The sequence below is a fragment of the Streptomyces laurentii genome, from assembly GCF_040635425.1.
GTDB classification, from domain to species: Bacteria; Actinomycetota; Actinomycetes; order Streptomycetales; family Streptomycetaceae; genus Streptomyces; species Streptomyces laurentii.
This window is the reverse complement of the sequence record NZ_JBEYHT010000044.1, coordinates 1-21,008: the sequence shown is the minus strand read 5'-3', so window position 1 is coordinate 21,008 and position 21,008 is coordinate 1. Positions and strand designations below refer to the sequence as shown.

21 protein-coding genes are annotated in these 21,008 nt (G+C 73.9%); 7 read left to right on the top strand and 14 right to left on the bottom strand.

Annotation, left to right across the window (positions count from 1 at the left end; genetic code table 11):
- Nucleotides 1-137: 137 nt before the first annotated feature.
- The 9 genes from ABZ693_RS24590 to ABZ693_RS24550 all read right to left on the bottom strand — a co-directional run bounded on the left by ABZ693_RS24590 (nt 138) and on the right by ABZ693_RS24550 (nt 9,773).
- Nucleotides 138-815, bottom strand: a complete 678-nt coding sequence (locus ABZ693_RS24590) for a response regulator (RefSeq protein WP_359881057.1) — start codon at nt 813-815, stop codon at nt 138-140.
- Nucleotides 812-2,128 (bottom strand): sensor histidine kinase, encoded by a 1,317-nt coding sequence (locus ABZ693_RS24585; protein ID WP_359881054.1) that lies wholly within the window; start codon nt 2,126-2,128, stop codon nt 812-814. The genes ABZ693_RS24590 and ABZ693_RS24585 overlap by 4 nt, the downstream gene beginning before the upstream one ends.
- 57 nt (nt 2,129-2,185) lie before the next feature.
- Nucleotides 2,186-3,421 carry an acyltransferase family protein gene (locus ABZ693_RS24580; RefSeq protein ID WP_359881052.1) on the bottom strand — a complete coding sequence of 412 codons (1,236 nt, stop codon included), beginning with the start codon at nt 3,419-3,421 and terminating at the stop codon, nt 2,186-2,188.
- Entirely contained in the window at nt 3,414-4,424 is a 1,011-nt protein-coding gene (locus tag ABZ693_RS24575; protein WP_359881050.1) for an alpha/beta hydrolase, read from the bottom strand. Before ABZ693_RS24575 ends, ABZ693_RS24580 begins: the two co-directional genes overlap by 8 nt.
- Before the next feature lie 221 nt (nt 4,425-4,645).
- On the bottom strand, nt 4,646-5,236 hold the full coding sequence (locus tag ABZ693_RS24570; RefSeq protein ID WP_359881048.1) for a dihydrofolate reductase family protein: 591 nt from the start codon (nt 5,234-5,236) through the stop codon (nt 4,646-4,648).
- A 70-nt stretch (nt 5,237-5,306) separates the two neighbouring features.
- Nucleotides 5,307-5,786 (bottom strand): (2Fe-2S)-binding protein, encoded by a 480-nt coding sequence (locus ABZ693_RS24565; RefSeq protein WP_359881045.1) that lies wholly within the window; start codon nt 5,784-5,786, stop codon nt 5,307-5,309.
- Between the two features lie 43 nt (nt 5,787-5,829).
- Nucleotides 5,830-8,244: a molybdopterin cofactor-binding domain-containing protein gene (locus ABZ693_RS24560; RefSeq protein WP_359881043.1), complete on the bottom strand. Its 2,415-nt coding sequence runs from the start codon at nt 8,242-8,244 to the stop codon at nt 5,830-5,832.
- Nucleotides 8,245-8,489: 245 nt separating this feature from the next.
- A complete protein-coding gene (locus ABZ693_RS24555) occupies nt 8,490-8,858 on the bottom strand; it encodes a hypothetical protein (protein ID WP_359881040.1) in 369 nt (122 codons plus the stop codon).
- Nucleotides 8,859-9,002: 144 nt separating this feature from the next.
- A complete protein-coding gene (locus ABZ693_RS24550) occupies nt 9,003-9,773 on the bottom strand; it encodes a methyltransferase domain-containing protein (protein WP_359881039.1) in 771 nt (256 codons plus the stop codon).
- Between the two features lie 139 nt (nt 9,774-9,912).
- On the opposite strand from ABZ693_RS24550, the gene ABZ693_RS24545 reads away from it, so the two are divergent.
- The 3 genes from ABZ693_RS24545 (at nt 9,913) to ABZ693_RS24535 (ending at nt 11,414) form a co-directional block, all read left to right on the top strand.
- Nucleotides 9,913-10,359, top strand: a complete 447-nt coding sequence (locus ABZ693_RS24545; protein ID WP_359881037.1) for an OsmC family protein — start codon at nt 9,913-9,915, stop codon at nt 10,357-10,359.
- 99 nt (nt 10,360-10,458) lie between these two features.
- Nucleotides 10,459-10,830 carry a hypothetical protein gene (locus ABZ693_RS24540; RefSeq protein ID WP_359881035.1) on the top strand — a complete coding sequence of 124 codons (372 nt, stop codon included), beginning with the start codon at nt 10,459-10,461 and terminating at the stop codon, nt 10,828-10,830.
- A 32-nt stretch (nt 10,831-10,862) separates the two neighbouring features.
- Nucleotides 10,863-11,414 (top strand): GNAT family N-acetyltransferase, encoded by a 552-nt coding sequence (locus ABZ693_RS24535; protein ID WP_359881032.1) that lies wholly within the window; start codon nt 10,863-10,865, stop codon nt 11,412-11,414.
- 24 nt (nt 11,415-11,438) lie between these two features.
- On the opposite strand, the gene ABZ693_RS24530 is transcribed toward ABZ693_RS24535, so the two are convergent.
- Both ABZ693_RS24530 and ABZ693_RS24525 read right to left on the bottom strand, forming a co-directional pair.
- The gene (locus tag ABZ693_RS24530; protein ID WP_359881030.1) at nt 11,439-11,846 is read right to left on the bottom strand and encodes a hypothetical protein; all 408 of its coding nucleotides are present in this window, start codon (nt 11,844-11,846) and stop codon (nt 11,439-11,441) included.
- A gap of 116 nt (nt 11,847-11,962) precedes the next feature.
- Nucleotides 11,963-12,496: a GNAT family N-acetyltransferase gene (locus ABZ693_RS24525; protein WP_359881027.1), complete on the bottom strand. Its 534-nt coding sequence runs from the start codon at nt 12,494-12,496 to the stop codon at nt 11,963-11,965.
- A 336-nt stretch (nt 12,497-12,832) separates the two neighbouring features.
- Here ABZ693_RS24525 and ABZ693_RS24520 point away from each other — a divergent pair, with 336 nt between their 5' ends.
- Both ABZ693_RS24520 and ABZ693_RS24515 read left to right on the top strand, forming a co-directional pair.
- Nucleotides 12,833-13,210, top strand: a complete 378-nt coding sequence (locus tag ABZ693_RS24520; RefSeq protein ID WP_359881024.1) for a VOC family protein — start codon at nt 12,833-12,835, stop codon at nt 13,208-13,210.
- Nucleotides 13,211-13,516: 306 nt separating this feature from the next.
- Nucleotides 13,517-13,876, top strand: a complete 360-nt coding sequence (locus ABZ693_RS24515; protein WP_359881021.1) for an SPW repeat protein — start codon at nt 13,517-13,519, stop codon at nt 13,874-13,876.
- 76 nt (nt 13,877-13,952) lie between these two features.
- On the opposite strand, the gene ABZ693_RS24510 is transcribed toward ABZ693_RS24515, so the two are convergent.
- Both ABZ693_RS24510 and ABZ693_RS24505 read right to left on the bottom strand, forming a co-directional pair.
- Complete coding sequence (locus ABZ693_RS24510; protein WP_359881019.1) at nt 13,953-14,471, bottom strand: GNAT family N-acetyltransferase; 519 nt, start codon at nt 14,469-14,471, stop codon at nt 13,953-13,955.
- 61 nt (nt 14,472-14,532) lie between these two features.
- Complete coding sequence (locus ABZ693_RS24505; RefSeq protein WP_359881016.1) at nt 14,533-16,242, bottom strand: hypothetical protein; 1,710 nt, start codon at nt 16,240-16,242, stop codon at nt 14,533-14,535.
- A 219-nt stretch (nt 16,243-16,461) separates the two neighbouring features.
- On the opposite strand from ABZ693_RS24505, the gene ABZ693_RS24500 reads away from it, so the two are divergent.
- On the top strand, nt 16,462-17,907 hold the full coding sequence (locus ABZ693_RS24500) for a PP2C family protein-serine/threonine phosphatase (protein WP_359881014.1): 1,446 nt from the start codon (nt 16,462-16,464) through the stop codon (nt 17,905-17,907).
- 121 nt (nt 17,908-18,028) lie between these two features.
- Here ABZ693_RS24500 and ABZ693_RS24495 read toward each other — a convergent pair whose 3' ends face one another.
- Entirely contained in the window at nt 18,029-19,519 is a 1,491-nt protein-coding gene (locus tag ABZ693_RS24495) for a DNA-binding protein NsdB (RefSeq protein WP_359881163.1), read from the bottom strand.
- Between the two features lie 235 nt (nt 19,520-19,754).
- Here ABZ693_RS24495 and ABZ693_RS24490 point away from each other — a divergent pair, with 235 nt between their 5' ends.
- Complete coding sequence (locus tag ABZ693_RS24490) at nt 19,755-20,885, top strand: aminoglycoside phosphotransferase family protein (RefSeq protein WP_359881012.1); 1,131 nt, start codon at nt 19,755-19,757, stop codon at nt 20,883-20,885.
- The last annotated feature ends 123 nt before the right edge of the window (nt 20,886-21,008 follow it).

Genomic DNA, 21,008 nt, shown 5'->3' with positions numbered 1-21,008 from the left:
CCGTGCCCGGTCCGCCGGGTCACGGTGACGGGGACCGTCCCGTTTTCCGGAGCGTGGGTCCGGATTCGGCGGGCCGAATTCCGGTGGTCCGGGTTCCGGCGGTCCGGGTTCTTCGAAGCGGTTCTTCGCGATCCGGGTCAGATTCCGCCCGGTCGGACGAGGCCGGTCTCGTACGCGTGGACGGCGGCCTGGGTGCGGTCGCGCAGCGACAGCTTGGCGAGGATCCGGCTCACGAAGGTCTTCACGGTCTGCTCGGCGAGGACGAGCCGGACGGCGATCTCGGCGTTGGACAGGCCCTGCGCGATCAGGGTCAGGACCTCGGTCTCCCGCTCGGTGAGCGCGCCGAGGCGGTCCTTCAGCGGGGCGCGCGGAACGGGGCTGAGCCGGGAGAACTCGGCGATGAGCCGCTTGGTGACGTTGGGGGCGAGCAGCGCGTCGCCGCGCGCCACGACCCGTACGGCCTGGGCGAGTTCCTCGGCCGACGCGTCCTTGAGGAGGAAGCCGGAGGCGCCGGCGCGCAGCGCCTCGTACACGTACTCGTCCAGGTCGAAGGTGGTGAGGATCAGCACCTTCACCGTGGCGTCGGCGGGCTCGGTGAGCAGCCGGGTGGCCTCGATGCCGCCGGTGCCGGGCATCCGGACGTCCATGAGGACGACGTCGGGGGTGAGCGCGCCGGCCTGGGCGACGGCGTCGGCGCCGTCGACGGCCTGGCCGACGACCTCGATGCCGGGCTCGGCGTTCAACAGGACGGTGAAGCCCTGCCGGACCATGCTCTGGTCGTCGGCGATCAGGACCCTGATGTCGTCGCTGCTCATGAACCGTCCTTCAGGCGGGGTGGGGCGGCCGGGTGCGGCCCGGCGAGCGGGGCGGGGAGGACGGCGGTGACCTCCCAGCCGCCGTCGGGGGTGGGGCCGGCGGCGAGTTCGCCACCCAGCATGGCCGTGCGCTCGCGCATGCCGAGCAGCCCGTGCCCGGGTTCCCGCCCCCGGTCCGCCGAGGGCGGGCCGGCCGGGGCGGTGTTGGCGACCCGTACGGTCAGGCCCTCGCGGTGGTAGTGGGTCTCCACGGTGGCGCGCGCTCCGGGGGCGTGCCGCATCACGTTGCTGAGAGCTTCCTGCACGATGCGGTACGCGGAGAGTTCGGTGCCCGGGGACAGCGGCCTCGGCTCGCCGTGTGACCGTACGGTCGCGTCGAGGCCGGCGGCGCGGACGCCCGCGAGGAGTTCGCCGAGCCGGTCGAGGGTGGGCTGCGGGGCGTGCCGTACGCCCGCTGCGGCGTCGCCCGGGTCGCCGTCGCCCCGCAACACCCCGAGGACGCGCCGGAGTTCGGTGAGGGCGTCGACGGCGTTCTGCCGGATGCCGGCCAGGTTCTCGCGCAGCTCCGGGGACGGGTCGATGACCAGATGCGGGGCGACCTGGGCCTGGATGGAGATGACGGACATGTGGTGGGCGACCACGTCGTGCAGCTCGCGGGCGATCCGGCCGCGCTCCTCCAGGAGGGCGCGCCGGGCGCGTTCCTCGGCGGTGAGCACCTCCTGTTCGACGAGGCGGGTGCGGGAGAGGCGGACGGCGCGCAGGGAGGAGCCGATGACGGTCGCCGCGGTGGTGACGAGGACACCGGCGGACAGGAGCGACTGATGCCCCATGGCAGGCGCGTGGCCGGCGGCCCCGCCCATGGTGACGAGGACCGTGAGGACGAGGGCCGTGGCGGCGGTGAACGGCCGTACGCGCAGGGCGAGCAGCAGCTGGACGAGCGTGTGGAGGACGACGGCGGGAGCGCTCCAGGGCCAGGGGGTGCCCCAGAAGGGTGCCGCGGCGAAGCCGGTGAGCACGAGCGAGGCGGTGGAGAGCCACCAGGCGGCGGCGGGCCGGGTGAGGGCGAGGACGGGGGCGACGGCCTGGAGCCCGATGAGCAGGGTGAGGATGCTGGACATCGGGAACGGGTCACGCTCGTACAGGTTGAGCTGCCACACGCCCATGATGGCGCTGAGCAGGATCAGATGGCCGTGCGGCAGGCGGCCGAGATGGGCGTGCCGGGGCAACGGGTCGCGGCGGCCGAAGGCGAGGTCGGCTCTCAGCACGCCGGGTGCGGCACGGAGCGCGGCCCGCCACCGTGTCGAGTCCTCCATCATGCCTTCCTCGCTTGCGTGTTCGGTATTCGGGGACAGCCTAGTGCGGCCGCGGTACTAAGCATTCCGGGCCGCCGCAGGGGTGTCGGAGTGCCGCCTGGGAGCGGGCACGGTGGGGGCGGATCCGGTGGGGGCGGACACGGCGGGGGCGGGCTTGCGGCCGGCGCCGCGGGTGGCGCGTTCGTACGTGTGGAAGGCGGCGAGACAGAGCAGCAGCGCGCCCGCGAAGAGGGGCAGCCAGCCGAGCCGGGCGAGGATCCAGGTGGGGTCGTCGGGCACGGTGTGCAGCCCGGTGAGCGGGCCGTGGCCGAGGAGACCGGCGACGAACAGGCCGCCGGTGGTGACGGCGATCATGGCCGTCTGGTGCCAGAGGAAGACGGTCAGGGCGCAGAGGTTGAGCAGGGCGACGGCCGCCCAGGCGGCCGGCCGGCGCAGGACGCGGCGCAGCGGCCCGAGGAGCAGCAGGGCGCCTCCGCACTGGGCGAGGCCGAAGGTGACGGCGGCGAGGGTGGGCGGGTTGAGGTTGGAGACCGGGGCGCCAGGCACGCCGACCATGGAGCCGGGGTAGCCGGCGAAGGCGACGAGGAGGCCGGTCGCGGTGGCGCCGCCGAGGAGCAGGGTCCAGGAGGCGGCCGGGGCGAGCGGGCCGCGGCGGGCGACGAGGGCGCCCAGGCAGTACGGGACGAGCCAGCCGGCGGGCAGGTTGAGCCAGCCGAGCGTGTCGGAGCCGTCGAATCCGAAGCGTATGAGGTCGACGTGGACGACGACGGCGAGCGGCCACAGCGGATGGATGCGGGCGACGAGCGGGGTGGCGGCGGTGAGGGCGGCGAGCATCAGCAGGAACCACAGCGGGGACAGGACGAGCTTGCCGAGGGTGTGCACGGTCTGCCAGGGCACTCCGGCGGCGAGCATGCCGGCCGTGGCGACCAGCCAGACCGCGAGCAGCGGGACGACGGGCCGGAACAGCCGGCGGAGCCGGGCGGCGATCCAGCGGCTGTCGCGCTCGCCCCGGGCCCGGGCGGCGGCGTGACCGCGGGCGGCGACGTATCCGCCGACCAGGAAGAACACGGCAAGGGTCTGGAACACCCAGGAGACCGGGGTGAGTTCGGGCAGATGGCCGAGGGGACTCTCGACGTGCAGGGTGCCGCTGTCGGCGACGAGCGCGGTGACCAGCCAGTGGCCGAGGATCACGCCGAGGATGGCGAGGGCGCGCAGCGCGTCGAGGGCGCGGTCGCGGTCGGGCGGGGTGGCGGCATCGATGCGGTGGGCGAGGCGGCGCAGGGTGTCAGGCACGGTCGGGCTCCTGTCCGTCGACGATCCGGGCGAGGTTGCGCAGGGGTACGGAGCCGGGGGCGAGGTAGTCGCTGTGGCCGCCGTCGCCGGCGGCGAAGCGGCGGGCGCCGAAGGCGGGGTCCACCGGGTCGGTGCCGAAGCCGAGGCGGCTGCCGGCCGGCAGCGGGACGCTGACGTGCGGGACCTCGGCGACCCAGTCGCCACTGGCCCGGCCGGCCCAGACGGTGGCGCGGGTGCGCAGGTCGGCGGCGCGGTCGAGGCTGGTGCCGGGGCTGCCGTAGAGGACGATGCCGGCGACGGGCAGGCCGGGGGCGGCGAGCGCGCAGACGACGGAGCCGTAGGAGTGGCCGAGGAGGGTGAGCCGGGCGTCGGGCCGGACGCGGTGCAGTTCGTCGACGAAGGAGTGCAGGGTGCGGGCGGCCTGGTCGGCGCGGCCGGGGGTGACGGAGGCGGCGCTGCCGGTGGCGGGGGTGCGGTAGTCGAGCCAGGCGACGACGGCGGCGCGCGGGCCCAGCTCCTTCTGGAGGGCCACCGCACCGCGCTGGAGACGGCCGTAGCTGTCGATCGTCGTGTCGACACCGGGCACGAGCACGGCGATCCGGTCGGCGCGGGCCAGGTCGCCGACGACCTCGATCCCGCGCCCGCCGTCCCGTCCGTCGAAGGAGAGGAAGCTGCGTTCGGCCGTCGCCATCGCGGTCAGGGCCTCGGCCCGGTGCCGGGCCCCGTGGGCGCGGGCCGTCCGCGCCGCGTCCCGCAGGGCCGCCCGCTCGGCGCCGTACCGCTCGGCCAGCTCCGCGGCCAGCTCCGTCGTCCCGGCCGGGGTCAGCGGTGCGACCGCGGGCGGCACGGGCGCGGGTACGTCCACGGGCCGGGCGGCTCCCACCACCGACGCCGCCACGGCGGCGCTGACGAGCCCGGCGAGCACGGTGCGGCGCAGCCGCCCGGGCAGTCGGCCGGACGGTCGGGCGGGTGCGCGGCGCTCGCCGCGCGGGTGGGTGGCCATGGGAGTCCTTCCGTAACCGGGTGGTGTTACGGAAGGTAGGAATCGCGCGCTGTGGTCGGCGTCCCACCGGAGAGCCAACCTGGCGGGTAGCTCTCAGGTATGACGGGGAGACAAAGGTGGGATCCCGGTGTGAGGCCGCCTCCGGTCTCCCGTGGCGGCGGCCGGGGACGCACTCGTCCGGCGTCGGCCGTGCTCGGGTGCTCCGGGGTGCTCCGGGGTGATCAGTCGGTGCGGGGCGCGGCCGGGGTGGCGACGCGCTCGTAGCGCAGCATGACGACGCCGTTCGAGAAGGCGCGGGTCCGGTCGAGGCGCAGATCGGAGGTGGTGTCGGTGGGCGGGAAGAGGCGGGTGCCGCGGCCGATGAGGGTCGGGTGGACGTACAGCTGGTAGACGTCGACGAGGTCGCGTGCGCGGAAGGCGGCGGCGAGGGTGGGGCCGCCGAGGGCGAGGTCGCCGGTGGCGGTCGCGGCGAGCGCGCGTACCTCCGTGGTATCCACCCTGGGGACCACGGTGGTGTTCCAGTCGGCCCGCCACAGGGTGGTGGAGTAGACCGTCTTGGGGGCGTCGCGCCAGATTCCGGCGAACTCGCGCATCGCGGGAGTGCTGTCCGGGTCGGTATCGGCGGTCGGCCAGAACTCCGCCATCATCTGATGGGTGCGGCGCCCGCTGAGGAAGCCGCCCATGGCGGCCAGTTCCTCGTTGAAGTGCCGGTGCAGTTCCTCGTCGACCCGGTGCCAGCTCAGGTCGTGGTCCACTCCCTCGGCGTAGCCGTCGAGGGAGACGGAGAGGAACAGGACGATCTTTCCCGGCATCGGCGGCGCTCCTGTCGTCGGTGCGGAGGGCCGCCGGGCCGGCGGGGTCACGGGGTCGGGGACCTCGGGATCACGGCATGCGGCGGGCGCCCTCCTTGATGGCCTCGCGAATACGGTTATAGGTGCCGCAGCGGCAGATGTTGCGGATCTGGTCGAGGTCGGCCTCGTCGACCTCCCGGCCGGCCTCGCGGGCGCGCCGGACGGCGTCGACGGCGGCCATGATCTGGCCGGGCTGGCAGTAGCCGCACTGGGCGACGTCGATGTCGAGCCAGGCCTCCTGCATGGGGTGCAGGTCCTGGCCGACGGTGGCGGGCAGGCCCTCGATGGTGGTGACCTCGTCGGTGGCCTCGAGGTCCTTCACCGGGACGGTGCAGGGGTTGAACGCCTTGCCGTTGAGGTGGCTGGTGCAGGCCTGGCAGACGCCGAGGCCGCAGCCGTACTTGGGGCCGGTGACGCCGAGGACGTCCCGGAGCACCCAGAGCAGGCGGACGTCGTCCTCGACCTCGGCGGTGACGGCCTTGCCGTTGAGGATGAAGGTGTGCTGGGGCACGAAGGCTCCTGGTGGTGGTGTGCCGGTCGGATATACGCGGAGCTCAGCGGGTGCGGGAGCGGCCGTCGGTCGGGGAGGGGGGGATGGGCGGGGTGGTGGGCAGCGGGGTGAAGGCGAGCGGCTCGCCGTGGTTGACCGGGAAGGTGGTCGGCATGGTGCCGGTGACCCGGCCGTACGCGCAGGCGACGGCGGCCATGGAGGCGCCGACGGCGAGTTCGCCGGCGCCGCCGGGCTTGCCGGTGGTCGGCGGCATGACGATGATCTGCAGCTCGGGCGGGGTGTTCCACTGCCGGGAGTAGAAGTAGTTGTCCCAGCTGCCCTCCAGGAAGTGCCCGTCCTTCAAATGCAGGCTGGAGGTGAGGGTGGTGGCGATGCCGTCGATGATGCCGCCCATCATCTGGGCTTCCAGGCCGCGCGGGTTGACGGCGAGGCCGACGTCGACGGCGCACACGATCTTGGTGACGCGCGGGCCGGTGTAGGCGTCGGGGATCTCGCGCCCGGTGGTCTCCGGGCGGCAGTCGATCTCGGCGAGGACGGCGACGAAGGCGTGGTACTCGGGATGGAGGGCGATGCCCTGCGCGGTGCCGGGGGCCATCTTCCGTCCCCAGTTCCCCGCTTCGGCGACCTTGTCGAGGACGGCGCGGGCCCGCTCGTCCTTGAGGTGGCGGCGGCGGAACGCGAGCGGGTCCTCGCCCATCTTGCCGGCGAGCGCGTCGACGACGAGTTCCTGGGCGCAGCGCACGTTCGGCGAGTAGATGCCGCGCATGGAGCCGGTGTTGAAGCCGTGGTCGACCTCGTTGAGCAGCTGGGTGGTCAGCCCGAAGTGGTAGGGGGTCGACTGGGTGAGCTGGTACATCGTCTCGGAGAACGTCAGGTCCGCGACCGGGAGTCGAGCGACCTCGGAGGTGATGATCTCGCCGAGGCCGTGCCCGAAGTCGGTGGCGACGGAGGTGTGCCGCTGCTCGTAGCTGAGGACCTGGCCGAGGGCGTACGTGGCGCGGACCCGGGAGGTGGCCATCGGGTGCGTACGGCCCTGGCGGAAGTCGTCGGTGCGGTGCCACATGAGGCGGACCGGCTTGCCCATGGCACGGGAGATCGCGGCGGCCTCGCCGGCCGCGTCGTGGAACAGCTTGCGGCCGAACGAGCCGCCGCCCTCGGTGACATGGACCTTCACGGCACCGACCGGCAGGCCGAGCTGGAGGGCGATCTTCTCCTGGGCGACGATCGGCGACTTCAGACTGGCCCAGATCTCGGCGGATCCGGGGCGGACGTCGGCGACGGCGCAGTTGGTCTCCAAGGCGCTGTTGCTGGCGAAGTGGAAGGTGAAGCGGGTGTCGACGGCCTTGGTGATCAGGTCCAGCGGCGGCACGACGAGCGGAAGTTCGGCCTTGCGGAGTTCGGCGAGCACGGTGGCGTCCGAGGCGCCTTCGGCGGTGCCGGGGCCCCAGGTGACCCGCAGGGCCCGCACGGCGTCGATGCACTGGCCGAAGGTGCGGCCGCGGACGGCGACGCCGGTGGGAACGGTGACGACGTCGGTGATGCCGGGCATGGCCCGTACCTCGGCGAGGTTCGCGACGGAGCGGACCGTGCCGTTGATCGTGGGCGGCCGGCAGACCATCGTGGGCAGGGCGTCGGGGACCTGGACGTCCATGGCGAACTTCTTGCGTCCGGTGACGGCTTCGAGGGCGTCGAGGCGGCGCTGGGCGGTGCCGATGACCCGGAACTGCTCGGGCTCCTTCAGCGCGACCGAGACCTGGGTGTCCGTCAAGGCGGCCGCCTTGACGGCCAGTTCGCCGTAGGTGAGGCGGACACCGGCCGCCGAGGTGATCACCCCGGCCTTGGCGGTCAGGGTTCCGACGGCCGCGCCCAGTTCCAGCGCGGCGGCGCGCAGCAGCCGGCCGCGGGCGACGGCGGCGGCGACGCGGACCGGGGTGTAGGTGGAGATGGTGCTGTTGGAGCCGCCGGTGAGCTGGTTGAACAGCAGCTCCGGGCGGGCGTCGGCCAGGGTGACCTTGATCCGGTCGAGCGGCAGGTCCATCTCCTCGGCGATCAGCATCGCGGTGGAGGTGGTGATGCCCTGTCCGACCTCGGCGCGCGGCAGCGCGAAGTGGGCGGTGCCGTCCGGGTCGAGGCGGATGGTGATGAGGTTCGCGGTGGGCAGCGCGGCATGCGTGAGCATGTCGTTGAGGTCGTAGATGTCGGCGGGGCCGGGCAGCGACGGCACCACGGCGGGCACGACGGCCGTCTCGGCGGCGGCCGCGGGGGTGGGGGCCAGGACCTGCTCGCCGAGTTCCGCGGCGACGGTGAGGGTCGGCGCGGCGAGGACGTAGCCGAGGAACCGGCGCCGGCCGATGCCGCGCGACGACGGGGCGCCGTCGTCCCCTTCCCCTCGCCGCTGTCGCTCCGGCCGCTGTCGCGGTCCCTCTTCGTGGTGCGCGGCGCGGTCCTGCGCGTCCATCGGCGCTGCCCTTTCGACGTGTGCGGCGGTGGCCCGGAAGTGTGCCCCGTGAGTGTGACCAGTGGATCATCACTCGAACGGGCGGTTCATGGGGCCGGAACGCGGCAGCTTTTCACGGCGGGAACGCCAAGCCCTCACGTTCGAAGCCGGTCGCGCGGCCGGGCAGCGGTCGGCCCACCTCGCGCGCGGTGTACGGGCACGAGGTGGGCCGGGACGGGGAGTTCAGCGCCGGGTCGTGTGCGGGGTCACGCCTGAGGCGTCCGCCGGGTGCGCGGAGCCCGGTCGTCCCAGGCGCCGCGGGCCCGGGCGACGGCCCGGCCGCCGCAGCCGCGCAGAGGGACGCGGGACAGCCGGGCGCGCTGGCCGCCGCCCGCGATCAGCGCGTTGACGGAAGCCATCGGGTCGCCGCCGGCGGAGCGGGTGAGGAGGGCGCCGATCACGACCGGCAGCAGGGCCACGGCGAGTGCCGAACCGGTCGCGGTGGCGGTCGCGGTGACCGTGGCGGCCGCCGCCCGGCGCCGGGGGTGCGTACCCGGGCGCGGGCGGGGCCGGGTGTCCGGGCGCCGGAGCGGACGACGGCGGACCGGACGGGTGCGGGGGGACTCGAAGCTCATGGGGACAAGTCCAGCAGCGTGGCCGGGGGCGGGACATGGGACCACGTACTCAGCCGTGCGTGCCCCGGGTACTCAGTCGAGGGGTCGGCGTACCCGGGTCCGCCCTGGGTTCCCTGGGTGCGTACAGGGGATCGGGGGGATCGTTCAGCGCCGGGCCAGCACGGTGAACAGGGTGAAGGACGCCTGGAACGGCCCTTCCGACAGCCCGGCGAACCAGCGCCGGGCCCGCTCCGCCTCGATATGGCCCGCGGCGACGGCCCGTTCCAGGTTGCGGCCGAGGCCGAGCGTGTAGTCGGCGGTCTCGGCGTCGCGCAGGACGGGCGTGGTGGCGTGCACCGTGTCCACGGTGAAGCCCGCCTGAGCGGCGAGCCGCCCGAGGGCGCGGCCGACGGTGGGGTTGCGGACCGTGTCCTCGACGACGAAGCGGGTGAACGCGCGGCTCGTGCCGATGTCCGGCGCGTCGACGATCAGCGTCTCCCAGTCGGGTTCGACGAGGCCGACGACGGCGCCCGGCCGGGTCGCGGTGTGCAGGGAGGCGAGGGCGGCCGCCGGGTCGTCGACGTGCAGGAGGACACGGTCGGTCTTGGCGAGGTCGACCGAGCCGGGCGTCACGGGCAGAGCGTGCGCGTCGCCCCGCCGTACCTCCACCCGGGGCAGTCCCTCGGCGCGCCGGCGGGCCTCGGCCAGCATCGCGGGGTCGCGGTCGACCCCGATCACCAGCCCCTCGGGGCCCACGCGTTCGGCGAGCGCGGGCAGATCGGTGCCGGGGCCGCAGCCGACGTCGAGGACGGTCTGGCCGGGCCGTGGATCGAGCAGCCGGAGCAGTTCCTCCTTGTACGCGCGTCCCGCGTCCATCGCCGCGGTCCGCAGCAGGTAGGCACCCTGGTCGGGGCGGGCCACGCCCATCGTCGTCATGCCCGCAGTCAACACCCCGCCGCCAGGGACCGGCTGCGCGCACGGGGCGTGCCCGATCGCGTCGACGGCCCCGGGAATGATGGGATGGCTCGGGCACGCGCGCGCGTGCCCGAGCCGATCGCGAGGAGTGCATGCCGTCATGGCCGACGAGTACCGGATCGAGACCGTCCGTACCGGATACCGCACCTGGACCGCCCGCAACGACCGGGGCGCGGAGGTGCGGATCGCCGCCGACGACGACGCGGCAGCGCAGCCGTCGTTCACGCCGGTCGAGCTGCTGCTCGCGGCGATGGGCGGCTGCGGCGGGCTGGTGATCGACCGTACGGCGCGGGCCGTCGAGCACGACGGGCTGCGGATCGTGGTGGAGGGCACGTCGGGGCCCGAGGACGACGGCCGGATCGGGCGGATCAAGGTGAGCTACGAGTTCGAGCTGCCGGACAGCAACCCGCGGGCGGCGGAGGTGTTCGCGCGGGGCGTGCGGCTCACGCACGAGAAGTACTGCACGGTGAGCCGCACCGTGGAGCACGGCGCGGAGGTCGAGGCGTTCCTCCCGGACGGCAGCACCGGCTTCCGGTCCGACGACTGACGGCCGGACGGACGTGGGGATGGCGAAGGAACTTGAATTCCGGTGCGTGCCGCCCGGGTTCGGCGTGGCGCGGGCGAGGGAAGGGGAGGCGGTGTGAACGTGAGCGCCGACACCGTACTGGGTGCCCTGGTCGTCCTGGCCGGCACCGGCCTCATCGCGGCGGGCGCCCGCTGGACGGGGCGGGCGACCCGCCCGATCGCGCCGCGACGGGCCCGGGCCCACGCCTGGCGGGCGTACGTCCGGGCGGTGAACCGCTCCGCCGAACTGGCCCTGACCACCGCGCGGCACACGGCGGGGCGGGGCGAGCCGGCGATCGTGACCGTCGAGGACGTCGTCCGGCTCGCGGAGGAACGGTTCGGTTACGAGGAGGTCGACCGCGCGCACGCGGCGGCGGCCCTGAGGGCGGTGTACGAGCGCGAGGGCTGCGCGGCGGACACCGTGACGGACGCCTGGGAGTGCGGGTGCCCCTGACGAGGAACCCGCGGGTGATCCAGAATGGCGGGATGGTCACTCTGGAGACTCCCCGGCTGATCCTGCGCCGCTGGCGCGAGGAGGACGTCGCGCCCCTGGCCGCCATCCATGCCGACCCCGAGGTCATGCGGTGGATCCGGGACGGCGGCGTCCGTGACGAGCGGCAGACCCGCGACGGGATCCGGGCGTGGGAGGGCGAGTGGGAGTCGCGGGGCTTCGGCCTGTTCGCCGTGGAGGTCCGGGCCACCGGCGAACTGGCCGGGTTCACCGGCCTCTCGGTGCCCCACTTCCTGCCGGAGGTGCTGCCGGCGGTCGAGGTCGGCTGGCGGCTCGGGCGTGCCCACTGGGGGCAGGGTCTGGCCACCGAGGCCGCCGCGGCCGCCGTCCGGTTCGGGTTCGAGGAGCGAGGTCTTGAGCGGATCGTCAGCATCGCCCAGGTGGGCAATGACGCCTCGGAACGGATCATGACCAAGCTCGGGATGCGGCCGGTCCGGGAGACCGTCAATCCCACCTGCGATCGGCGCGTGCGGGTGTTCGCGTTGCGGGCGGACGAGTACGAGCCGTCCCCACGCAGGCCCTCGTAGGGCCGGGGCACGGCGGACGGGTGGTCACACGCTCCACGGTTCCAGGACACTCCATGTGCCCTCGACCGCCTCGAAGACCCACTCCGAGCCCTCGAAGACCTCCTGTCCGCTGCGGGGACGGAGGCTGCCGAAACGCTCGGCGCACAGGTCGACCTGTATCAGCCCGTCGAACCGGGTGAACCGCGGGGCGTCGACGAGCACCCCCGCGGGAGCCCCCGGGCTCTCGTCGATCCGGAAGCGCCGCACGCCGGCCAGGTCCAGGCACACAGGCTCCCACCGATGGCCCTCGTCCCTCACCCGAGCGTCGATCACCAGCCTCACGACCCGCCCCCGCGGTTCCCACCCGAACTCCTGGTCGATGATCACCCGGCGGATGCCGGCATCGTGAAACTCGTAGTGGGCCAGCAGCACCGCGATCCCGTCATCGGTCAACGCGTACGGCCCAAGCCTCCGCGACGGTACGGGTGCTCTGAGATCCACGGTGCTCCTTTTGCCGGGTGCTCATCGTAGAAGGAGCACCCGACCGAGCCTCCCGTAGGCCTCCATGCCTACAGGTCTATCCAGTAACGGTTCTTCACGCCGTGTCGGGTCGTACGGACGTCCTCCAGGACTCCCCCGTTGCGGACGATGACGCGCGCCGAGGCGGTGTTCGCGGCGTCGCAGACGAGCAGCAGGCGGTCGAGGCCGAGGAGGCGAGCCTCGGGGAGGACGGTGCCGAGGGCCCAGGTGGCGAGGCCACGGCGGCGGGCGGAGGGACGGACGCTGTAGCCGACATGTCCGCCGGCTTCGCTCAGGAAGGCGTCGAGCGCGTGGCGCAGGTCGATGGCGCCGAGGACGATGCCGTGCTCGGCGATCCACCAGTGGGCGGTGGGGACCCGGCCGCCGGGCAGGGGCCGGGCGTGGCCGGCCTGGTCGCGCAGCAGCGCGACCCAGGCGGCGAAGACCTCAGGGTCGGTGAAGTCGTCGCCTTCGGCGGCGAGCCAGAGGCCGGCGCGGCCGGGGTCGCCGCCGGGCGCCCATTCGGCATGGGCCGCCAGCCAGGAGGCGTGCAGGCGCGGGGTCGGGGCGATCAGCTGCGGCATGCGTCGACGGTAACGGGGGCCTCGTTCCAGGGGGTTGGAATTCTTTTCGGGGAGGCCGCCCGGATCCGGGCGCGTGCGCACCGACCAGGCGCGCTCCCTTGTCGATCCCGGCCGGAACCGTGTTGCCGGGGGCGTTCGGCGCGGGCTAGCGTGACGGTATGACTGCCGGGTCGGCCTTGCGCCGTGATCGAGAGAGGCGCCCGGCCGTGGCGTGAGCGCCGCGCGCCCTCGGGCGCGGGAGCCGCCTGGGTCGGCTGTCCCGCCGTCGCGTTCACGCGGCCGGCGGGGGGCCTTCCGTACGCGCGGCTTCCTCGATTTCCCGTGAAAGGACCTTTCATGGCCGTCCAGCTCGACCACACCATCGTCCACGCGCACGACCGGCGCGTCTCCGCCGAATTCCTCGCCGAGGTACTCGGCTTGGCGGTCGGCTCGCCCATGGGCCCGTTCCTGCCCGTCGACACCGGCAACGGCGTCACGCTCGACTACTACCAGACGGACGGGGACTTCACCCCCGGCCACTACGCGTTCCTCGTGCCGGACGAGGAGTTCGACACGATGATCGGCCGTCTGGAGCGGATGCGCGTCACGTACTTCGCCGATCCCGGCCACACCGAGCCGGGGCGGATCAACACCCTCTTCGGCGGCCGGGGCGCCTACTTCGACGACCCGTCCGGGCACAACATGGAGATCATCACCCGCCCGTACACCCGCTGACGCCCCGGGCGGCGGACTCCCGGAGACGACGGCCGTACCGCGCCGTCGCGCACAGTGACCTGTGCGCGGCGGTGCGGCACGTCGCGCGTCCCCGTCCTTCCTCACTCCCCCGCCGATTCCTTTCCACCCAGAACTACACATAAAGGTCAGATAAGAGCACAATGGAATCGCGGTATCCCTCGCCGCACGCTCGGTCGGACACGCACGACGCCGAAGGAGGCGAGTCACATGGCCGACGTCCATCACCGTCCAGGTGACCTCAGGGGACATCCGGACGCTCCGGAAATGCGGGAACGCTACGCCCGCATGCTCGAGACAAGAGGCGTGGCGGCCGTCGAGGAACTGGTGATCGTCGGCGGGATCTACGCCGCGGTCTCCGCCTGGACGGTGCACTTCGCGGCCACGAGGCCGGAACTCGCCATCAGCAACCTGATCGCGGGCATCGCCATCGCGGTCCTCGGCCTGTGCATGTCGATGGCCCCCGAGCGGGCGCAGGACCTCAACTTCGTGGTGCTGCTCCTCGGCGCCTGGCTGATCGTCTCGCCGTGGGTGGTCGCCCGGACCCCGGACACCGGCGTGGTCCTCAGCAATGTGCTCACCGGTGCCTGTGTCTGTCTGTTCGCCCTCGTCGCGGGCGGCATGCTCATGAGCAAGCGGAGGACGTGACGGATCCGGCCCCGGCCGGTCCCCCTTCGGCGGCGTCCGCTCCCCGTGCTTTTCCGGTACGGGAAGCGGACGCCGCTCACCGCTTTCCGGGCGCGGTGCGGCGGTACAGCACCTGGTGGGCGTCCCACTCCACGAAGGACTCGGCATGCGCCATCCCGACCGCCTCCAGCAGGCGCCGGGAGCGGACGTTGGCCTCCTGGGTGACGGCGACGACGCTCGGCACGTCCTCCAGGGCCCGGGCGACGGCCGCCGCGACGGCCTCGCGCGCGTAGCCCTGCCCCCAGTACTCGGGGAGGAACTGGTACGAGACCTCGGTCTCGCCCCCGCGCCCGTCCGGCTCCACCGTGACGAGACCGATGACGGCGCCGTCCCGGGTCCGCTCGACAGCGCGGCACTGCGACGCGCCGACGATCCGGCGCTGTCGGATGCGGACCACGGCGTCCGCCACCGGCCCGCCCAGGTGGCGCCGTACCTCCGGGTCGGTCCACAGCCGGGTCACCGCCGGCACGTCCCGGGTCCGTACGGGACGCAGGACCAGCCGCTCCGTGACGAGCGGGGCGGGGACGGGGACCGAGGGGGCCGGCGGGGTGGGCATACACCGATGATGTCAGGCCCCGGGACCGTACGGCCGGGGCCATCACCTGAGGCCGGGGACCTCAGGTCATCTTGCGCTGGAGCGCGGCCAGCGCGCCCGCGCGGCGGCCCGGGACGCGGCGGCGCAGCTCGATGAGGGCGGGCCCGAGGGCGCGGGCCCGTACGGGGTCCGTGATCTGTTCCCACTGGTGGTGCGCGCGGTCGACCGCGCCCTCGACGTCCGGCTCGTCCGGGCCCTGGCACAGCCCCAGGCGGGCCTGCGCCGCGGCGATCCACAGCTCGCAGCTCCGGGCCGGCTCGTCCGCGAGCCGCGCCAGGTCGGCCCGTACCTCCACCCAGTGCACGGCCTCGCCCGACCGCGGTCCGTGGCGCCGCAGGGCGTCGCTCTCCCAGGCGGCGGCCATGCCGGCCGCCTCGCCGTGCCGGCCGGCCCGCGCGGCGGCCAGGATCGCGGGGTGCGGATCGATCCCGCTCCCGGGCCGGGGCGGGCCGTCCACCGGCGGGGCGGCGGGCACGGGCGGCCGGGGCGGCACGACGCCCTGGCCTGGAGCAGGGACGGCTGCTGGGGGCTGCGGCGCCGGGGCCGCCGCGCCGGGCTCCGGCGGTGCCGCCGGGCTCGCGCTCTCGGCATTCTGCGGCTGCTCGGGGGCCTGCGCGCGCGGTCCGTTCACCGGCGCGCTCGTACGGCCGGGAGCGGAAGGAGCCTCCGCCGCCCCCGCCTGAGAAGGGAGGGCCACCGGAGCCGGGGCGGCCGGCGGTGAGGTGGGCGCGGTCCGCGCGCCGGGGGCCGAAGGATGCGACACGCCGGACGGGCCCGCGGCTTCCGCCGGAGCGCGGGTGTGGGTGGCCTCGGCGGGTTCCGCCGCCGGCTCAGGGGTAGGGGGCTCGGCTCCGGCAGGCATCGGGGCGGGTCCGGCCACCGGCTCCGCGGCCCGGCCGTGGGCGTCGCCCTTCGCGGGCGACACGCCGGGCACGCCGCCCGGGCTTCCGGCACTCGCACCCGCACCCGACACGCCGGGCCCGGCGGGGGGCCGTACCTCCGGCGCTCCCTGCACGTACCCGCCGCCTATCGCCCCGGCCGTGCCCGTCCCCGCCACCGTCGGCGCGGCGCCGAACGCTCCGCCCGGCGTCCCCGGGCTCAGCAGGATCGCGTCCTCCCGCCCCGCCTCCCGGGCGGCGGCCGCCGCCTCCTCGTGGAGCTGCGGCAGCGGGGGCCGCGCGCCCGAGCGCCAGATCGTGGCGAAGTGGCGGAGGTAGTCGGGGGTCGCGAGGACGCCACGCCGGGGAAAAGGCGTGAGATGGGCGAAAAGGGCGACGGACGGACCGAGTTGGAGCGCGTCGGGCGTGTCCGTGAGGCGCTGCCACAGTTCGGGGTCGGCGGCCAGGTCGGCGACGACCGTGGTCGTTCCCGGCCTGCGCGGGGCGAGTTCGCCGGCGAGCCAGTGCCAGGGCAGACCTGTGTAGCGCAGGGTGGCCGGCGTGCTGCGGGCCAGGGCCAGGTGCGCCAGCCGCTGGCGGCGGTCGAGTTGGAGCTGGCCCGCGAGGTAGAGGGCGAGCGGCCCCGGCGTGGCGGCTGCGGCGCGCAGCCGGGTGAGGACGCTCTGCGGGTCGAGCGGGTCCGCCAGTTCGACGACCGTCGCCATGTGCGTTCCGGCCAGCACTCCCGTCGGTACCGCCGCGAGGACGGGCAGTACCGACGCCGCGTCCATCGCCCGACCCCGCCCGGCGGGTGCCGCCGCGAGCAGCACCGCCGTACCCACTGTGTTCGTCACGTCGTTCCTCGCCACCCCTGCACCGTAACCCGTGTCGGTGTGGCCGAAATGCCGTCGGCGCATGTCCGGAACCCCCCTGGGCCCTTGGCATATGCCATAAGCACCACCGTATCGAGTGTTGCCAAATCACTTACGGGGGCTACCGGGCTGTGCGAAAGTCGTCTTCGGGCCTCCCCCACCAGACTTGGCCGAGCCACGTCGCCTGCATCGGAGTACGACATGCCCTCCCCTCTGTTCGCGGACCGTTCCGCCCAGCCGCCCGAGCCGGGCGCGGTGGACGCTCTCATCACGCAGACACGCCGTCTGCGCGGAGGCGTGGACGCGGTTCGCCGGGACGCCGTCGTGAACGAGGACGACCCGCAGATCCGGTGGCAGCGCGCCCTGTTCGATCTGGCCGTCCATCAACTCGACGATCTGCGCGAGCACTTGGATCAGATCAAGGAAGGGCTCCCGGATCAGCGGGCGGTCGACTCCCCCGCCGCCTACGCCCCCTCCCCCGGACCCGACACGCCCCGCCTCCCCGGCTCGCTTCTGTCCCGGGTCGGCAGTGCCGAGTGGGATCTGCTCACCGACGACGTGCACTGGTCCCAGGAACTGTTCCAGATCTTCGGCCGCCCCCGGGAGACCGGGGCGATGTCCCTCGACGAACTGCCGTCCCTGGTCTTCGCCGAGGACCAGGGCGCCCTTCAGGCGATGGTGACGGACTGTCTCATCGACGGACGGCCGATCGACGGCGAGTTCCGCATCGTCCGCGGCGACGGCCGGGTCCGCACCGTGCACATGAGCGGCGAGCCGGTGCTCGACGAGAGCGGCTGCACCGCGTCGATGTGGGCGGTGTTACGGGACGTCAGCGAGCTGCGCCGCAGCGAGCGGGCGGTCCGCGAGAGCCGCGACAGTCTGCGGCAGCACCAGCAGATCGCGCACACCGAGCGGCGGGTCGCCGTCGAACTGCAGGAAGCCGTGCTGCCGCCGTGGCGCGGCTCGCTGCGATTCGCCCACGAGGGCCCGGCCCCCCTGGACGTGGCCGGGCTCTACCTGCCGGCCGCGTCGACCGGGCTCATCGGCGGCGACTGGTACGACGCCCTGACACTCCCGGACGGGGACGCGCTGCTCACCGTCGGCGATCTGACCGGCCACGGTGTCGCCGCCACCTCCTCCATGGCGATGCTCCTGGGCGCGCTGCGCGGCATGGCGGTCGCCGGGATCCGGCCCGGTGCCCTCATGGGGCATCTCGACCAGCTCCTGGAGACCGCCGCCCAGCCCGCCCTCGGCAGCGCGCTCTGCTGCCGCTACGACCCCGCCGCCCGCACCCTCGTCTGGGCGCAGGCGGGCCACCCCGCCCCGCTGCTGTTCCGCGCCGGGGAAGGACGTGCCCTGAGCCGCCCGGAGGGGGCGCTGCTCGGCGCCACCAGCGGCACCGCGTACGGGGAAGCGAAGACGCCACTGCTCCCCGGCGACCTGCTCCTGCTGCACACCGACGGGCTGGCCCGGTCCGGTGACCCGCGGGACGACGACGGGCAGGACCGTCTGCTGGCCCTGGCCCCACGGCTGGCCGCCGCACGGGACGCGCAGGAGTGCGTCAGGGAGGTGGTGGCGGAGTTCGGCGAGGGTCCGCGCGCGGACGACGCCTGTGTGATGGCCGTACGCGTGGGAGCCGGCAGCTGAATTCCGGGCCGGCCGACGGCCCGGCGGGAACACCGTCTCCGTACCCGTGTCTCCTGAGGTGTGCCGCGGCAGGCGGCCGCGTCACCCGGCACCCTTGTCCCCGTACGGCGGGTCCGCGCGGTCACACGTCCCCGGTCCGGAGCGTGTCCGAGGGCGCCTTCGGCAGCGCGACCTCGATCTCCTCCCGCAGCTCGGCGATCTTGCTGTAGCTCGCGTACTGGCCGGTCAGCCGGTACATCTCGTGCAGCCGCTGCCAGGTCCGGTGCGAGGAGGTGTCGCCCATCGAGAGCAGGGCGAGACGCGCGTAGCTGTCCGCCTGGTCGGGGTCGTCACCGATGAAATAGGCCGAGGCCAGCGAGATGTTGTCGAAGAGCCGCGACCGGTCGTGACCCTTGCTGCGCAGTTCGAGCGCCTTCCGGGCATGCCGCTGCGCCGGCACCGCGGCCGCGGGATCGTGGTCCGCGAGGGTGCGGTACGCGAGCGCCTGCATGCCGTGCAGGTCGGCCGCGTCGAAGTTCTGCATCCAGCCCGGCTTCTCGTCGCCGCGGTCGGAGACGAAGAGTTCCTCGGCCTCGCCGAGGGTACGGCGCATCTCCTGTCCCTGGCCCATGGCCGCCTGCGCCCACGCCTCGATGGTGTGGAACATGGCGCGGGTGCGCGGCAGCAGCCGCTCCCCCGCGCCCGAGGTGGCGAGCTTCATGAGGTCCAGCGCCTCGTCGGGCCGGCCGAGATGGACCATCTGGCGGGCGGCCCGGGACAGTGCCTCGCCCGCGCGCGGCCGGTCGCCTCCCTCGCGTGCCGCATGCGCGGCGATCACGAAGTACTTCTGGGCGGTGGGTTCGAGCCCGACGTCGTGGGACATCCAGCCGGCCAGGACGGCCAGGTTGGCGGCGACGCCCCACAGCCGGCGCTGGAGCGCGTCGGGATGGTGGTACGCAAGCATGCCGCCCACTTCGTTGAGCTGACCCACCACGGCCTTGCGCTGGAGGCCGCCGCCGCGTGAGGCGTCCCAGGCACGGAAGACCTGGACCGAGTGTTCCAGCGCCTCGATCTCCTCCGATCCGATGGGAGCGGCCTCGTAGCGGTCGTATCCGGCGGAATCGGCGTGCAGGGGGTCGACGGCGCGGGGGACGGCGCCGGGTCGGGCAGGATTGCTGTGGAGCCAGTCGTGCATGGCGTGGGTAAGCGTGGAGCCGGCCACAAGCGCGGCGCCCGCGCCCACCAGGCCGCGTCGGTTGAGCATGAGGTCCATTCCCGTGAATTCGGTGAGGACCGCCGCCGTACGCTCGGGCGCCCAGGGCAGCCCGTCGGGGTTGTCGTTGCTCTTGACGTCCCGCCGGGTTCCGGCGCGCCCGCGTCGTACCAGACCGAGGTCCTCGATGGTCACGACACGGCCGAGTCGCTCGGTGAACAGCGCCGCCAGCACCCGCGGTACGGGATCACGGGGGATCTCCCCCTTGTCGATCCAGCGCCGCACTCGCGAGGTGTCGGTCGCCAGCTGCGGGTGGCCCATGGCCGCCGACTGCCGGTTCACGAGTCGCGCGAGTTCGCCCTTGGACCAGCCGGCCAGGCCGAAGAGGTCCGCCAGGCGGGTGTTGGTCTGCCCTGTCACGTCCAAGCCCCCAGGTTCTCGGCTGAGTTGACATTAGCCCTCCGGTTTGGGCCTGGCGAACATTCGCCAGGGTTCGCCAGGGTCCGCCCGATGTTCCGCCACCCGCGCCCGGGTGTCGGGTAGGAACGCGCCACCCCGTCCCGTCGCCCGGCCCTCATTCCCCAGGGTGCGGTCCGGTCGGGCGGGCGGGGCGACGCACGCAACTCGTCGGCGCACGAAGGGATCTGTCTCCTCCATGTTCACAGCATCGTCCTCCGTGACCGCCCCGCCCCGGCCGCTCGTGCGCACCGTCGCGGCGGCCGGTTCCGGACCGTATCCCGTTCCGGTGCAGGGATCCGCGCGGCCGCCGAGGCGCTGGGCGGGGAGCACCATCCAGGCACCGAGCGGGAGGATCGATCTGTCCGGCCCCCACGGCGCCCAACTGCGCAAGGCGATCGGTTCCGTCCAGCGGATCTGCCCGGATTTCAACGCGGTGCAGGTGCTGCGCCGCAGCGGCCGCTCCGCCCTGATCGTGGGCACCACGGGCCGGGCGACCGCCGTAGCCAAGTGCTTATTGGACCATTCACCGTCCTGGGTCGAACGGTTCCGGCACGAGATAGCGTCCTACCGCTCGTTCGTCCGGCACCGCCCTCCGGTCCGCGCGCCGCGGCTGCTCGCGGCGGACCCGGAGAGCTGCGCGCTGGTCATCGAGCGAATGCCCGGGCGGGCCGCGGCGCTGACCCGTCACCCGGTCGAGGCGCCACCCCGCGCGGATCTGCGGGCCGCGCTCAGCGCCGTGGTCCGGCTGAACGCCTGGCGTCCGCCGGCCGGCACGTTCGACGCGCCGCTCGACTACGGGGCGCGCATCGCCCGCTATCACGAGCTGGGGTTCTTCACCGACCGGGACCGGGACGACCTGCAGAAGCTGCTGCTCGGCCTGGCGCAGGCGGGCGGCCGGCAAGGCATGGGCCAGTTCTGCCACGGTGACGCCCTGCTCTCCAACATTCTTCTGTCCCCCGCCGGTCCGGTGTTCGTGGACTGGGAGCACGCGGGCTGGTACCTGCCGGGCTACGACCTGGCGACGCTGTGGTCGGTACTCGGGGACGCGCCGCTCGCCCGGCGGCAGATCAGCCAGCTGGCGCAGCAGGCGGGGACGGCCTCCCGGGACGCGTTCCTGGTGAACCTGATGATCGTGCTGACCCGTGAGATCCGTACGTACGAGACGGCGGTGCAGCGCACGATCCGGGACGCGCCGCCGGCCGGGTCGGTCCCGATGCCCGCGGGCGAGCTGTCCCCCGGCGAGGAACAGCGGCTGCTGCTGCGGCGGCTCCACGACGACTGCGCGATGGCACGGCGGGCCGTGCGCGCGGCGGTCGGCACGCGCTGAGCGGGCCGACGGGAGCGGTCCGGATCTCGTACACCCGATCGTGCTCGACCCCTTCGTCACCGACCTCGACGGCGAGTCCGCGGCCCTGCGCGCGGCCGGACCGCTTGTCGACGTCGAACTGCC

Bases quoted from the DNA above. Each gene is read 5' to 3' on its own strand.
- ABZ693_RS24500 (WP_359881014.1), top strand. From the start codon at position 16,462: ATGCCCTCCCCTCTGTTCGCGGACCGTTCCGCCCAGCCGCCCGAGCCG.
- ABZ693_RS24550 (WP_359881039.1), bottom strand. From the start codon at position 9,773: ATGACGACGATGGGCGTGGCCCGCCCCGACCAGGGTGCCTACCTGCTG.
- ABZ693_RS24510 (WP_359881019.1), bottom strand. From the start codon at position 14,471: ATGCCCACCCCGCCGGCCCCCTCGGTCCCCGTCCCCGCCCCGCTCGTC.
- ABZ693_RS24585 (WP_359881054.1), bottom strand. From the start codon at position 2,128: ATGGAGGACTCGACACGGTGGCGGGCCGCGCTCCGTGCCGCACCCGGC.
- ABZ693_RS24555 (WP_359881040.1), bottom strand. From the start codon at position 8,858: ATGAGCTTCGAGTCCCCCCGCACCCGTCCGGTCCGCCGTCGTCCGCTC.
- ABZ693_RS24535 (WP_359881032.1), top strand. From the start codon at position 10,863: ATGGTCACTCTGGAGACTCCCCGGCTGATCCTGCGCCGCTGGCGCGAG.
- ABZ693_RS24590 (WP_359881057.1), bottom strand. From the start codon at position 815: ATGAGCAGCGACGACATCAGGGTCCTGATCGCCGACGACCAGAGCATG.
- ABZ693_RS24525 (WP_359881027.1), bottom strand. From the start codon at position 12,496: ATGCCGCAGCTGATCGCCCCGACCCCGCGCCTGCACGCCTCCTGGCTG.
- ABZ693_RS24560 (WP_359881043.1), bottom strand. From the start codon at position 8,244: ATGGACGCGCAGGACCGCGCCGCGCACCACGAAGAGGGACCGCGACAG.
- ABZ693_RS24545 (WP_359881037.1), top strand. From the start codon at position 9,913: ATGGCCGACGAGTACCGGATCGAGACCGTCCGTACCGGATACCGCACC.
- ABZ693_RS24570 (WP_359881048.1), bottom strand. From the start codon at position 5,236: ATGCCGGGAAAGATCGTCCTGTTCCTCTCCGTCTCCCTCGACGGCTAC.
- ABZ693_RS24515 (WP_359881021.1), top strand. From the start codon at position 13,517: ATGCTCGAGACAAGAGGCGTGGCGGCCGTCGAGGAACTGGTGATCGTC.
- ABZ693_RS24520 (WP_359881024.1), top strand. From the start codon at position 12,833: ATGGCCGTCCAGCTCGACCACACCATCGTCCACGCGCACGACCGGCGC.
- ABZ693_RS24490 (WP_359881012.1), top strand. From the start codon at position 19,755: ATGTTCACAGCATCGTCCTCCGTGACCGCCCCGCCCCGGCCGCTCGTG.
- ABZ693_RS24575 (WP_359881050.1), bottom strand. From the start codon at position 4,424: ATGGCCACCCACCCGCGCGGCGAGCGCCGCGCACCCGCCCGACCGTCC.